The sequence below is a fragment of the Atribacter laminatus genome (genome assembly GCF_015775515.1).
In the GTDB taxonomy this organism is placed as follows: domain Bacteria; phylum Atribacterota; class Atribacteria; order Atribacterales; family Atribacteraceae; genus Atribacter; species Atribacter laminatus.
Map to the genome: position 1 here is coordinate 1,891,257 of NZ_CP065383.1, position 15,161 is coordinate 1,906,417.

At 40.2% G+C, this 15,161-nt stretch carries 6 protein-coding genes; 5 read left to right on the forward strand and 1 reads right to left on the reverse strand.

Translation table 11 applies throughout. The annotated features are described in order from the left end of the window. Positions 1-104 precede the first annotated feature (104 nt). From RT761_RS08580 to RT761_RS08600, 5 genes are all read left to right on the forward strand, one after another. Positions 105-896, forward strand: a complete 792-nt coding sequence (locus tag RT761_RS08580; RefSeq protein ID WP_218111010.1) for an electron transfer flavoprotein subunit beta/FixA family protein — start codon at positions 105-107, stop codon at positions 894-896. Then, positions 893-1,879: an electron transfer flavoprotein subunit alpha/FixB family protein gene (locus RT761_RS08585; RefSeq protein ID WP_218111011.1), complete on the forward strand. Its 987-nt coding sequence runs from the start codon at positions 893-895 to the stop codon at positions 1,877-1,879. Before RT761_RS08580 ends, RT761_RS08585 begins: the two co-directional genes overlap by 4 nt. Then, a complete protein-coding gene (locus tag RT761_RS08590) occupies positions 1,876-3,291 on the forward strand; it encodes an FAD-binding oxidoreductase (RefSeq protein WP_218111012.1) in 1,416 nt (471 codons plus the stop codon). Before RT761_RS08585 ends, RT761_RS08590 begins: the two co-directional genes overlap by 4 nt. Positions 3,292-3,456: 165 nt before the next feature. Continuing rightward, on the forward strand, positions 3,457-5,193 hold the full coding sequence (locus RT761_RS08595) for an ABC transporter ATP-binding protein (RefSeq protein ID WP_218111013.1): 1,737 nt from the start codon (positions 3,457-3,459) through the stop codon (positions 5,191-5,193). Further along, the gene (locus RT761_RS08600; protein WP_218111014.1) at positions 5,186-7,060 is read left to right on the forward strand and encodes an ABC transporter ATP-binding protein; all 1,875 of its coding nucleotides are present in this window, start codon (positions 5,186-5,188) and stop codon (positions 7,058-7,060) included. The genes RT761_RS08595 and RT761_RS08600 overlap by 8 nt, the downstream gene beginning before the upstream one ends. 597 nt (positions 7,061-7,657) lie before the next feature. Here RT761_RS08600 and RT761_RS08605 read toward each other — a convergent pair. Continuing rightward, positions 7,658-14,629: a PKD domain-containing protein gene (locus tag RT761_RS08605; protein ID WP_218111015.1), complete on the reverse strand. Its 6,972-nt coding sequence runs from the start codon at positions 14,627-14,629 to the stop codon at positions 7,658-7,660. Positions 14,630-15,161: the final 532 nt, after the last annotated feature.

The window sequence follows — 15,161 nt, forward strand, 5'->3', positions numbered from 1 at the left end:
ATTTGTATAATTGCTATTCGTGGTGCAAAAAGATAACATTAAATAAAAAAGAATTGGTTCTTTTATATATAGATTGACATTGAAAATCGAAGAGGTTTTTATCTATGGAAATAATTGTATTGATAAAGCAAGTACCAGAAATTGGAGAGGCAAAGATTGATCCGAAGACTGGAACCTTGAATCGGAAAGGGATATCACTTACCATTAATCCAATTGATTTGAATGCCATTGAATTGGCTCTTCAGATAAAAGAAGAGCAAGGTGGCAAGATACGAGCAATAACTATGGGACCAGAATCAGCCGAGAAAGCTTTACGAGAAGCGTTAGCTCTAGGATGCGATGAGGCTTTTCTTCTCACCGGTCAGGAATTTGCAGCCTCCGACACTTATGCGACTGCTTATGCCTTAGCTCAATTAGTTACTTTTTTAAAACCTTGGGAAGTTATCATTACCGGAGAAAAAGCCATTGATGGTGATACTGGCCAGGTTGGCCCGGCTGTAGCATCGTTTTTAAATATTCCCATTCTCACCTATGCCATTCAGTGTCAATTGGTTAATCGCTCTCTTTTTTTAATCGAAAGAACCATTGAATCCGGAGTTCAAAGAATCACGTTACCTCCTCCTTTTTTGATTACCGTTACCAAAGGGATGAATGCCCCACGATTTCCCACACTGAGAGGAAAAATATTCGCCCGGCAACAAGAAATTCAAAAATTCAATGCTCAGTCTCTGGGCATTTCTGTTGATTCGATAGGGTTATCAGGTTCACCCACCCGAGTTGTGAAAGTTGAAAACTTTAAAATTGAACGAAAGGGAAAGATTTTAAAAGATATGGATCCAGTGCTTATGGCAGATCAATTGGTTCAGTTTTTAGTTGAACGAGGAGCTTGTAAATGAATCACCATTTGCTGATAATAGGTGAAATTCACCGAGGGAAAGTCGAACCGACTACATTTGAAATATTGGGAGCGGCACAACAACTTCGCAATAAAGGCGTTGAAAAGGTTGGCGTTTTTTTTGGATCTGGAAAGATTAATATAGAAGAATTACAAAAACCGCTTCAGTTTGGAGCAAATTATGTTTACGGGATTAAAAATCCTATATTCGATGAGTTAGCCTTTCACCAGTCAACTCAATTCATTATAAATGTGATTCAAAAATTTAAACCAACCATCATTCTGGCAGCAGCTACCACCCGGGGAACTACCCTCATGCCCTATCTAGCAGCCAAACTCCATACTGGCTTAACCGCCGATTGTACCGGTTTTGATATCGATTCCGAAGATGGATCACTATTGCAAATCCGACCGGCTATTGGTGGAAACATTATGGCAACTATAAAAACCAGAACCTTTCCCCAAATGGCGACAGTTCGTCCCAATACTTTTAAACCAATTCAGAGTGAATATCCTGATTCAACTCTTGTGATTGAGGAAGATAGTACAACCTACTCCAGTGGATTCATAAAAAATGAATTTATCGAGGAAGATCATAATCTTGATATTGCCAAAGCGAAAATCCTGTGTAGTGGTGGTCGGGGATTAAAAAATGCTACTAACTTTTCTCACCTTGAAGAATTAGCGCAATGTTTAAAAGGTTGCGTGGGTGGAAGTCGAGTGGCGGTAGAGCAAGGATGGACCTCTTTCCCCCATCAAGTAGGTTTGAGCGGGAAAACCGTATCACCTGAATTTTATCTTGCTTTTGGAATATCAGGAGCGATTCAGCATTTAGCTGGGATGCAAACCTCTCGTTATATCATCGCTATCAACCGGGACCCAGAAGCCCAAATCTTTCATCTTGCCGACTTTGGTATTGTTGGAGATGTATTGGAAATTCTCCCGCAAGTCATTCGAATATTAAAACAAAGGAAAAATAAATGAATCAGTTTAAACCGATCGATGATCGGGATATTCAATATTTTAAGACTATTATTGGTGAACAATTCGTTTCTGGAGATCCAGAAGTCCTTAAAAACTACTCAAAGGATGAGACTCCTGATGAAACCCTGCGATTGTTGCCCGAAGTGGTTATAAAACCAAAAACAACCGAAGAAATCCAACAAATAGCCCGGTATTGTTTTGAAAAAAATATAGCGATAACACCACGAGGAGCAGGCAGTGGACTTTCAGGGGGATCGATACCGGCTTATGGTGGTGCTGTCTTGTCTTTGGAAAGAATGAACCGGATTTTGGAAATCGATACTGAAAATTTGATGGTGGTTGTCGAACCAGGAGTTATAACCAATGACATTAACCGTCAGTTAAAAAGCTACAGTCTTTTTTACGCCGGCTATCCAATGAGTCTGGAAACTTGTCAGATCGGAGGAAATGTTGCCGAAAATGCTGGAGGTGGAAAGGCGGTTAAGTATGGTGTTACCGGTAATTATGTTCGAGGAGTGGAGTTTGTCACTGCAACGGGAGAAATGGTTCATTTCGGGGGGAAAGTTTATAAAGATGTTTCCTCTTATGATATCGTTCATCTCATGGTAGGATCAGAAGGAACACTTGGAATCATAACCAAAATTTATCTCAAGATTATTCCCCTTCCCAAGGAAAGAATTGTTTTGCTGGCTCCCTTTGATGATGTAAACCAAGCTTTGCGACTGCCAGTGATTTTACTGAAAGAAATGAAGATATTGCCCACTTCCCTGGAATTCATGAACCATGAAAGCTTATGTTTTGCTTATAAATATTGTAACCGCTCCTATCCCTTTCCAGATGCAAAATCACATGTATTGATTGAGATAGATGGAGATGATGAAGAGAGAGTATTTTCGCTATCGGAAAAAATAGGGAATCGCTTATTTGATGTGGGGGCGAAAGAAATCTATATGGCCGATAATTCGATTTTAATCGAAGAAATATGGAAAATGCGACGGGCAGTACCGGAAGCCATTCATCTTGCCCTCCCAGTGGAAATGAACGAGGATATATCACTTCCGATTCAAGAAATTGGTAACATTCTCCTTGTTATTGATGATTTGAGCCAACACTATCATTTATTTTCCCCGGTATATGGACATATTGGAGATGGGAATTTACACGTTACTTTGGCACCAAAACAAATTGAACACTGGAAGAAAGATGAGCCAATTATTCGCAAAATGTTTTATGAAAAAGTAAAAGAATTGGGAGGAGTTTTGAGTGGGGAACATGGAATTGGATTAAAAAGAAGAAACTATCTCTCTCAATTTTATTCGCCGGAAGAAATAAGGTTGATGAGAAATATTAAAAAAGCTTTTGATCCAAAAGGAATTCTTAACCCCGGGAAAATCTTCCCTGACCAGGAATAGCTCCTGATTTCTTCAATTAAATTAAAAAATTAATGGACATTCAGAGTTGACAGAATTTGGTCTCGGGATTATGCTTTATTTTCTTGGATAATTTTTTTATAAGGGAATATGACAAATTGAACTCAGAAGACTCCTTTAAAGGTCATAATTCCGGGAGGTAGATGCTTGGGCAAGCTGTTATCCTATTTAAAGCCTTATTGGAAGTTTGTGGTTTTGGCACCACTATTAATGGTAGTTGAAGTCATAGTCGACCTTCTTCAGCCAACTTTATTAGCAAAGATTGTGGATGTTGGGATTGCCGGTCAAGATTTAACCTTTGTTATGAGAACCGGCCTTTTAATGATTGGCATAGCCGTTATTGGTATGTTAGGAGGAGCGGGCTGTACAGTTGCGGCCAGTATTGCCAGTCAGAACTTTGGGACCGACCTTCGGTCTGACCTCTTCAAAAAAATCCAAAGCTTTTCTTATGCAGACCTTGAAAAGTTTAAGATTTCAACTTTAATTACCCGTCTTACCAATGATATAGCCCAAGTGCAAATGTTAGTCCTCATGTCATTAAGGATTATGGTAAGAGCTCCGCTTTTAGGTGTAGGGGGAATTATCATGGCTATCTCAATTAACGCTCGGTTAGCCATGATTCTCTTCGCATCTGTACCCGCACTTTTACTGATCCTATATTTTGTTATTCAAAAAAGTTTTCCTTTATTTACTACAGTTCAAAAGAAGTTGGATCGAGTAAATGCGGTAATGAGAGAGAATTTATCAGGTGTTCGTTTGATAAAAGTCTTTAATCGTTCAGATTACGAAAAAAAACGGTTTTCTGTAGCCAACAAAGAATTAATGAACACCACAATAAAAGCTTTTAAATTAGTCATATCAATAATGCCGGTTATGATGTTAATTATGAATTTAAGCTTGGTGGCAGTGATTTGGTTTGGTGGTATACAGGTCAGTGGTGGAACGATGAAAGTTGGAGAGATCATGGCTTTTATTAATTATTTTATGCAAATTCTTTTCTCGCTGATGATGGTGAGCGCAATATTTATATTCATAACTAGAGCAAATGCATCTGCAGAACGTATTCATGAGGTTTTATCCATTGTTCCCCAAATTCAGAACCCATCCCAACCTGACTCAACTCCAATAAAAAAGGGAATAGTTGAATTTGAAAAGGTTACCTTTCAATTTGGAGAAGACGGGGAAGAACCGGCTTTGAAAGATATTTCCTTTGTTGCTCAACCTGGGGAAACCATTGCTATATTAGGAAGAACTGGATCGGGGAAATCAACTCTTATGAACTTAATTCCTCGACTCTATGATGTAAATAAAGGAAGAGTTAAGATTGATGAAAGAGATGTCCGGGTTTTCGATTTCGAAACTTTAAGATCGTCTATTGGTATCGTTCCACAAGATACTATCCTTTTTTCCGGGACCATAAAAGAAAATATTAAATGGGGGAATCCCCAGGCATCTGATCAAGAAGTTATTGCTGCTGCAAAAATTGCCCAAGCCGATCAATTTATCATCCAATTTCCTGAAGGCTATAATACACTAATTAATCAAAGAGGGACTAACCTCTCTGGTGGCCAAAAACAACGAATTGCTATTGCCCGGGCGATTGTAAAGGAGCCGGCCATATTAATACTTGATGATAGTACCAGTGCTGTCGATTTGGCAACGGAAAAAAAGATCCTATCGGCTTTAAAGAAAACTTTGGTTGACACCACAATTTTTATTGTTGCCCAGAGAATTAGCACTGTTTTAGATGCCGATTGTATTTTACTTTTAGACAATGGGCAGATTGTTGGACAAGGAAATCATTCCCAGCTTATGATGAATAATTCTATCTACCAGGAGATATATCAATCTCAACTGGGAGAAGGGGTGACAATTTATGATTGATCCGAGAGCTTCAAAGCCTGGATTTTATTCAGGACCTCGACAACCAGGTCGCCCCATGAGTGGAATGGGAGGACATGGTCCTCATCAAATACCGGGACCGGTTTCAAAGCCAAAAGATACCAGGAAAACCATAAAGCAATTATGGATTTATTTAAAAGACCATCGTGTTACCCTTATCTTTATTTTTATATCGGTGGTAATATCTTCGCTATTGAATTTGATTGGACCTTATTTAATTGGGAAAGCCATTGATGATTTTATAATCCCAGGTGATTTTATAGGTTTAATGAGGATAGCTTTGATGATGGTTAGTATTTATGCCCTGGTTTCACTTTTTACCTATATACAAAATCGTCTTATGATTCAGATTGCCCAAAAAACAGTGTTTAACTTGAGAAAGAATTTGTTTTCCCGGCTACAGCATCTTCCGATAAAATTTTTTGATAACCACCTGCACGGGGATTTAATGAGTCGTTTAACTAATGATATTGATTTGATCAGTAATGCTCTCAGCTCAAGTATTGTACAGGTTTTTACCAGTATTATTTCTCTGATTGGTACAGTTATTATGATGCTCTGGCTCAGCCCTACGCTAACCATGGTTAGCGTAACTGTTGTTCCCTTAATGTTTTTATTCACCCGGATGATTGCCAGTCGAACTCGTGAATCCTTTCTTCAGCAACAATCACAATTAGGCGATTTGAATGGTTTAATTGAAGAGAATATTTCTGGGCAAAAGGTGGTGAAAATCTTTAATCGTGAAAGCCAAGAGATTGATGAATTTGAAAAACAAAATTCTGCCTTAAGAGGGATTGCTATCCGTGCTCAAATTTATTCAGGCATTCTCCCTCCCTTAATGAATTTGTTAAATAATTTTGGTTTTGCCGTTGTGGCAGGAGTAGGTGGATATATGGCAATTCGCCAAACCATAACCATAGGTATTATCGCTAGCTTTATAACCTATTCACGCCATTTTGCCCGTCCTTTGAATGAATTAGCCAATCAGTTTAATTTAATTCAATCGGGATTATCAAGTGCTGAACGAGTTTTTGAAGTTATGGATGAACCACCCGAAATGGCTGACTTGCCTAATGCTGCTGGGACTGAAGCTGTTCGGGGAGAGGTTGAGTTTAGCAAGGTGAGTTTCGGTTATAAACCGGAAGAACCAGTTTTAAAAAATATCAATTTCCATATTTTCCCTGGTCAAACTGTTGCTATAGTCGGGCCAACCGGAGCGGGAAAAACAACTATGGTTAATCTTTTAACTCGTTTTTACGACGTCGATTCCGGTACTATATTGATTGATGGGATTGATATTCGTAATATTAAGCGTTCTACTTTACGATCGTTGTTAGGTATTGTCTTGCAGGATACTTATCTTTTTGCCGAATCAGTAAGGGATAATATTCGCTATGGGTATCTTGAAGCCTCCGATGAAGAAATTGAAAATGTCGCACGTCTGGCTAACGCTGAACAGTTTATCCGACATTTACCAAACGGTTATGATACTATCCTGACTGAAGATGGGAGTGATCTCAGCCAGGGACAAAGACAGCTAATTGCCATTTCTCGAGTTTTGCTGGCAAATCCTTCAATTTTGATTTTGGATGAGGCTACCAGCAACATTGATACCCGAACGGAAAAATACGTTCAAAAAGCTATGCTTAATCTTATGAAGGGAAGAACCAGTTTGGTAATCGCTCACCGATTAAGTACTATACGAAATGCCGATTCGATTCTGGTTATCAATAAAGGAGAAATTGTTGAGCAGGGAAATCACCAACAATTATTGGATAAAAAAGGATTTTATTACGACTTGTATATGAGCCAGTTTAACTCCAAATCCATCCAAAACTTGGAGATTTAGTGCTTATTATAGTAATAATTATTTCATGGTATCATTTTTTTAATTATAGTATGCATGGAAAATGAGATGGATGTCTTTCGTTAGTAAAATTCTCAGGTATTAATTGATTGATTTTTTTCCCCTGAAAAGGGCACGAATAATTTTATTATTTAATTAATAATTGATATTATTTTTTATAGAAGAGACTTGCAATTTTTTTAAAAATATGTATCATGTATTGGTGAGGTTAGGTAAAGTATTTTATATGAAATCGTATTCATTCTAACCCTCATTCTAGTTTCCCCCTCAGGGGAGGAGAAGGCTTAGGTTAAAATGAGCTAGGGGTGAGCTTGTTCAAACCTGAGCCTCTCCCGTTCAGTAAAATCCGGATTTGTTTTTATTTCCTCAAAATACTTCTTAAATTAGTTCATAATTTTAATCCAAGAATTCAGGTCCAGTGTTTATTGTTTTAAAATTAAGCATAAGAAGGATATGCATGTATCTTCTTTATGCTGATCTTCTTTGGCAGAGTGGTGATGAAAAAAAATTGAAAAAGAGAGGATATTGAAGAAATTTTTCTATTCACCTCTTACAATCTTTATCACAAAGATTCTTTTATTAAGATGGCGGAACAAAAATATAAATATATTCTTTCTCAGGATCTTTATTATATTTTTTACAGTTTTTAATTGCATCATTTTGAGCTTTGGTACAAGCATCGATGGCTTTATCAAAAGGTACCGATTGGGGATCAATTTTTACCACAGCATAGGTCAAAAACTGACCAGGCGTGCTCGTTACTTTTTTGATATACGGTGATACTTCAATATCAAAAAGTTTTAAAGCGAAATGGACGATTTCTGATCCAATAATCCAGGACCCCATAATGAAACCCCCTAAAGGTTCAACAACGCTGATACCTGCATCGATAGCAGTTGCACAGGTGTTACGGGCGGCTTCTTTTTTGCTGAGTACATCGTCGGCTTGAGTGTAAAGGTAGAGATTATATCCAGTTTCAATGGTACCAGTGACCATCCCAATTACATTGAGAGAACCGCTTACGCTTTTGATTGGAATCCCTTTTACCCAGAAGCTTTTTTCTGGCATAACGAGATAAGAAGGTAAATACGCTCCAAGCCGGGTTTGAGCTGCGATTCCTGCTAATTTAAAAGCTTCACCAGATAATTCAAGACCTCCCTTAAAGATATAAACACTGACTCCCACCCAATCATCCTGGGAAGAACAGGCATAAATTTGGCTTCCACTGCTAATAAGAATAGTCCCAACTTTCGCTCCAGAGATGAAAGCCTTGAATTGGAGAGAATGGTGCATTTGACTGAGGAGCGATGATTGATTGAGTTCGGTTTCCTGTACAATCTCGGTTTTTTCCTTAACCCGTATCAGAGTTTCTTGTTGGAGAGTTTGGGTTTGAGTTGTGGTTTCTTTGGCAAGAATGGTTCCCGAGGATGTTTTTTGAGTTAAAAGAGTTTGAAGAGATTCAGTATTGGAAAAAGCCTCGTCTCCCGATTCAATCCAAGAGGTATCGACTTTGGTTTCGATGGGTTGAGCGCTGGCAATTTTTTGCCAAGAACTATAGATTTTTATTCCAGCTGAAATCACGTTTTTCACTTTTTTGAGGTTTTCGAGGAGAGGATCTGCTGATATATCAGATTGAGGAGCAACGCCTCCAAATCCACTTTCAGAAAGCAGAAAAGAGGTTTCTTCTCCGGAGATACTTTTTCCTTCCGACCACCACTGTCCGGGTAAATTCCAGGGAAGGTTTTGGAAAAGAAGAGAAAGTTCATACTGGTTTGGAGCAACCAAACAAACAACATCGACCTCATCCAGTGAACTTCCCTGGATCAAATTTTTAAGTTGAGGTTCTAACCCTGCTCTTTTCCATTGGTTACGCATTCCGATAGAATTGATACATCGGATGGCATAATTCACTCCGTCTATGGTTTGAAAATAGTCATAACAACCATAAGGTGAAGGCCAGCTATTTGCCGATGATGAAAGAGATGTTATGAGCTGTTCCAAAATCTGATCATTGAGAGGATGATTTGGTCGAGGTAAAAGGCGGGGGATCCATTCCTGAGTTGGACTGAGAGTCTCGACAATAACACCGGAAACTGTAATAGGAGAGTAAGGAGGATCTTGAATAATTGCCATAACTTGTTGATTATTGTCCAGAGTGATTGATTGAGTGGTCTTGGCTGGAAGCGGGAACGGTTCGAAAGTAATTTTGGAGCGAGATTTTTTAACCCAAAAAGGAGTGAGTTTTATAAACAATGAATTTCCAGGAGTTAATCGTTCACCTGGCAATTTGACTGAAGCATAGTAAAGGTGATTACCCTGAGGCTGAGCCAGGACCTGATCGGTATAGAGAACTGTATTCCAGGGAAGGATTGGTCCGGGTTTTAGAAGTGGACTCGATGAAGATACGGGGAGGTTTATCTGAATACTGTTTCCTGGAAATTGAATAACCTGATCGGAGTGGTAGACTTCCACTAACCAGCCTAATTGGGCAAACCCATCTCCCGGAGAAGAGGGGAGTTTGGTTTGGTCAGCATCTTCTTTAATACGCCATTGAAAAGTAAGGGTTCGGTCAAGAAAATCATCGCTTCCTGGAACTTCGACCATCATATAGCCACGGTGAATACCGGTTTCGGTAAATGTAACCACATCTATGGGTTCAACGTTGTTGATCAAACCTACTCCGCCCGCAGTCTTAGAATGATAATAAAAATCAACATATTCTTGATTTTTTTTGATAGCGAATTCGTACATTCCTAAAAATTCATCCCTCCAATTTAATTGAAGATTGCCTCCCTCAAAGGAAGTGATAGCGAATGGTGGCACACTTGGTTCGGTTTTCCCTGATGAAGGAGGTCTAAGATGAGGTTGGGCATGATCGTCAAAAGGGAGTTGGGGAATTTCAATGTCGATTACATTATTCCAATCATCTTGAAGCTGGCTTTGAATTGAATCCCAAGATGGAGCATCAAATTGGTTCTGGCTTTGTATAGAAAACTGCATATTTTGGGAAACAGGTAATATGGTAAAAATATTGAGTTCACCAGTTTGACCGGGAAACAACATTGAGTTAGCCAGCTCTTTATTGTGCTGAGCTGACGTGACTTCGCTTTCGATGATTCCTTCTCTTCCTAAATCGTGAAAAAGTTTGAATTTTTCGTCTGGGTCGTCATAGCAATAATAGGACCACCGGACTGTATGACTTCCCGGACCACCTATTCCGTAAAAGCAAAGCGGGAGAGCTTTCCCTAGCATGCTGGGATGGTAAATTTTATGCCAGCATTCCTGATAGGTCGTTCGCGGTGCTAAATCCTTCCCATCGATGACCCCATCTCCATCGGAATCGGGATGGTTTAAAAAGGTGGAGCAATAATCGTCGTTTTCGGCCAGTATTTCACGGATATCAGGCATCCAGTCTTGATCTTCATCTTTCATGACCAAAAGATTGAATTCAGCCTCCAAGAGGTTGCTTACTCCATGGTCGGCAATCACAATTTGGTCGCTGCGAGGGAGGGCACAGCGTACTGTTACTGATTGAGAGACAACATCAGGGCTTTGCCACAAAACGGTGTTTTGAGATTGAATATACGTGCCAGCGTCAAAGGAAATGTGAAGGAGGGCATGAGGAAGAGGACGAGGTTTCTCCGGATTGGTTACATCAACGACGTAAAAATGGAGTTCATGTTGAGAATCAGTAAAAAAGTAGGGGGTGACTAAGGTTTGAAGATCGGTCTGAATTTCAATATGGGAATATTGTCGAGGATTGGTTCCCAAGGCTAATTCTTCACTATTGCTAATTCCATCACCATCATCATCAAAGGCAACCTGGGCGATTGATTCGCTGGAATTTCCGGCAGTATCCCAGGCTACAACCCTGACTTCCACACCCGCATCCCGATAATCATTGGAGAGATACCAACTCGCTAAAATATCATCTTGAGGGTTTTGTTTTTCATTAAAAGGAGGAAGGGCTAAATTGACTTGATTCCAACCTCGTTCGCTCCCAGCTTTACGATACCACACTCCATAATGATCAAAGTTTTTCTCTTCAATATGTCCTTTGAGAGTATACTGGTCTTGGTCTATTGTAGCCATTCCCGATGAGAGGATGAATACTTTGGGAGGTATATTATCGATTTCGACTTGACCACGAGCCAGAATCACTTCTTGACCGATGGACCACTTTTCAATTCGGATTGGTAAAGGTTCGTTGTACGACCAATCGGATTCCATTATTTCAAGTTCATTCTCCTGCGCCAGGAGTCCAGGAATCATAAAAGACCAGCCGGGTTCCTGCCCCAATGACCATTGAAAGTTCCCTGACCGATCATAGGCAACCACCGACTGAAAATAAACCTTATAAAAAAAGTCTTTGCCAACGGCAAAAGGTGCTATGAGATCATCCTCGATATCGTAATTCATCCGGGGGACAATCCCATTTTTTTCATCTTCCAGATTTCGAGGAATAATGAGGCGTACCTTATCGGTTTTGAGATCCAATTCACAAAATGCAGGTTCAAAATCTCCTTTTTGGTTTTGGTGCATGACCTGAACATAGATACCATCTTCAGGAGCTGAAACAACAGGACCAAAGAATCCTGGTTTTTCTGCCCAGTGGTGAGATTCATGGGCGGTTTTCTCATGAGTTGTCGAATTCACTGCCAGTGATATGGTTTTTACCGCTTGACCTTGAGGGTCAAAAATCCAGATCTTCCCCGGGTAACCTTCGGAGAATATCATATTCTCCTCTTGATCAATGAACAAACCTCCCCAGCCACCCGATGGGGTTTCTTTTTTTAAGTCCAAAGGAATTATTTTTTTGAAAACACCTGTGGAAGAGAATAAAGCAACTTGCTTCATTCCTGGTAGATATATATCACCATTCGGACCAACATAAACTCCTTTTACTTGTTGTGATGTGTTGAAATAAGCCCATATCGGAAAGACCTGTTCGATTATTCCCTCGTTGTTCATGATCACACATCGTTCTAAGGCATTATCCAAAACGACCAAGCGATTTTGGTCAAGGCGAGCCATTCCTACTGGATTAAGGTAGGTGTCAGGCGGAGTTACAATTTCGGAGAGGATATGACCTTCTTGATCCATGATGACTATTCGATGGGAACCCTGCTGGTCGGTGACGTAGCAGATATCATCCTTGATGTTTAGGGAACGAATATAACTCAAATCTCCTGGTTGCCCCCAAGTATCAAGAACCTCGCCGAGGGGAGAAAGTTTGCAAAAAAGAAAAAAGGAGGAAGACGATTTTTCATCAGAAAATTCCAGAGGATGGAAAAATTGAGATGTTGCGATTAAGATTGAACCATCAGAGAAAATCCCTATTTCTCCCAACGCTGGGAGTGGAATGGGACCCCCACCATACAGGTTGGTGATCGTGTGGATAAGAACTCCTTCCGGCGAGAATATCTTAATCATCCCCGTTGGTATATTTTTTTGAAATTCCATCATGGAGACATAGAGATACCCATCTGGTCCAAAAGTAATATCGTATATTTCATTATGAAAAGACTGGTTTTCGACGACTGGTATTTCCCGAAGAAAGTGACCATGGTCGGAAAAGACCAGAATACTCCCCCAATCTTTACAGCTGATGAATATTTCTCCGCTGCTATGTACTGCTAATTTATCTTGATGATCGATTTTTATTTCAAGATCTTGAAAGCGACAGAGGATCATTTCCGACCGCTGGTCAGGATTAATTTTAAAAAGATATTTGGTATTGATTCCAATAATGTCTCCCTGGGGAGAATATGCCAACGCGGTGGTTGTTTTTTCTTTTCCCAAAAATCGGATAAAATCCCCAGTTGGACTCAAGATCTGTAAGGGGCAACCCTCACTGGCTAATACCAAGTTACCGTTATTGTCAACAACCAAGGCTTGGGGTTGGTGGATAATCGCTTTTTGTTCTTGGCTCAGATTTCCGGTTTGTCGGATTAACTGAACTGGGGTCGATACTTCGATATCGTAAACTTGAGAAGGAAGAGCTTCGTTACAAAGCCCATTCCACCGAGAACGATCGGAATCCATGTGTGCTATATTGGCTCCCTGATAACGATTAATATCTTTTGGTAATATCTTATCAATGAGTTTCCCTCCTGAATAAAAACGGATACTGAGTGGGATTTCTCGATTTAGTTTCCCTCCAATTTTGGTAATATCCTTTTTATCGGGGCTCCAAGCTGGCGAGAAAGGATTGGGATCGACGGATAAATCACTAAACATAAGAGTGGTATCAGCTGGTGCCGAGCGCCGAACAATGAGTTGGTAGTCTTGCAACCTTTCTCCCTCCGGTGATCGAGTAAAGATATGAATTGAATTGGTACCGACCTCCAAAGGAATGGGAGTGGAGGCAGTGCCACTGGAAACCGGGGTATCAGAGATCTCAATAGCGAGTTCAGGACAATTGGAAATTGGGGTAACGGCGATGGTCTCGGTTGCATATCCGACATTCACCTTATATAACTTGATCTCAGGATCGAAATGAGGTTGGAGATCCCCGTGGTCGAGGGTAAACCCGGTAAGTTGAGGATCAGGGCAGATTAGATTGAGTGAAAGCACATCCAAAGTATGGTTTTGATTACAGTTGTTGGTGACGGTAAGGGAGACGGAAAAATGTCCATAATGAGTATAACTATGAGTAATGGTTGGCTGATCAGAATGTTGGCTGTTCCCGTCACCAAAATTCCAGAAATAATCTAAAATGGTTGATTCCATGCCAGGATCAGATCCAGTGCCGTTGAATTCAACCTTAAGCGGGTTTTCATGAGACTGTTGAGAAGTGAGTGTCGCTGTTGGAGTTGGGCAGGGAATGGTTGTCGGGATCGGTGTTTCGGATGGTGTTGGTGAAGGAGTTTCAATTGGCGGTGGAGATGGGGTCTCGGTTGGACTCGGTTCGGTAACGGTTATGGTCGTTTCAGTTGTTTTAAATTTATGACAAGAGTTGGTTACTCTCAGTTGGACTTGATAGACCCCAGGTTCAGAAAAGGTATGGGTGGGATTGGCTTGGTTTGCCGGCAGGGAAAGGTCACCAAATGTCCATAAACAGCTTGAAATTGTTTCGCCTTCACCAGGATCTGATTGATTCGAATAAAAGTTGACGGTAAAGGGCGCATTCCCCGATAATGAAGGAGTGACAGTGATGCATGGAGAAGGATCAGGGCAGGGAGGAAGAACGGTAATTATTTGATAAAAAGACAGGCTTTTTTGATTATTGTTATTGGTAACCTGAAGCGAAACAGTAAAGGAACCGGGATTTGAGTAAGTATAAGTTGAACATGGATCACTGCCGGTACTAATCCAGTTGTCAGTTACCCTCTCGAATTTCCAATCGTATTGAGTGATATATGTCCCTCTACCAGGGCTTGAAGCGCTGGCATCAAAGGCAACGGTGAAGGGGGCAACTCCCGAGGAAGGAGTGGGGGTGAAAGAAGCCTGGGGAAGGATAGCATTATCTGATAAAGCGAGCGTTGAAAAACTTAGAATACTGGTTAAAATAAGGAAAATGAAGAATAATCCTTTCCACGGAAAAACCATTCGATACCCCTCCCTCATTCATAGAGACTAAAAAAATGAAAGATATTAAAATAATACCTTATCGAGTGGGAAAATACATCATTTTATTTTCTTTACCTTAAAATAAAAGGCACCCTCCTCGACATGGAGTTTCACTCCTCGAGGATGGGAATTGCCTAATTCATTCTTTAACATTTTTTAGATTATATTTTAACCGTTTTTTGTATTTGCAGGATAGACACTCATGCTGCTTTCGCAGCACCAGATGAGGATGAAAATATAAACTCAGAAACCAATCTCCCCCTATAAAAAAGGGGTAAGGGGGATTTGAATTTTTGGAAACCAAACGAATCCTAAAACATCTCCCTTTATCCAAAGGGAAAGGAATAAAAAAGATTGATCTCATGAGATTGCCACGTCACTTCGTTCCTCGCAATGACGACTAGAATTCCTTCTCCCTTGATGGGAGAAGGTGAGGATGAGGGTGAAAACCCAGAATGAGATCCTGGTGAGTTGCTCTAAAAGAATTCCCTTAAAAAATGTTCCGGTATTT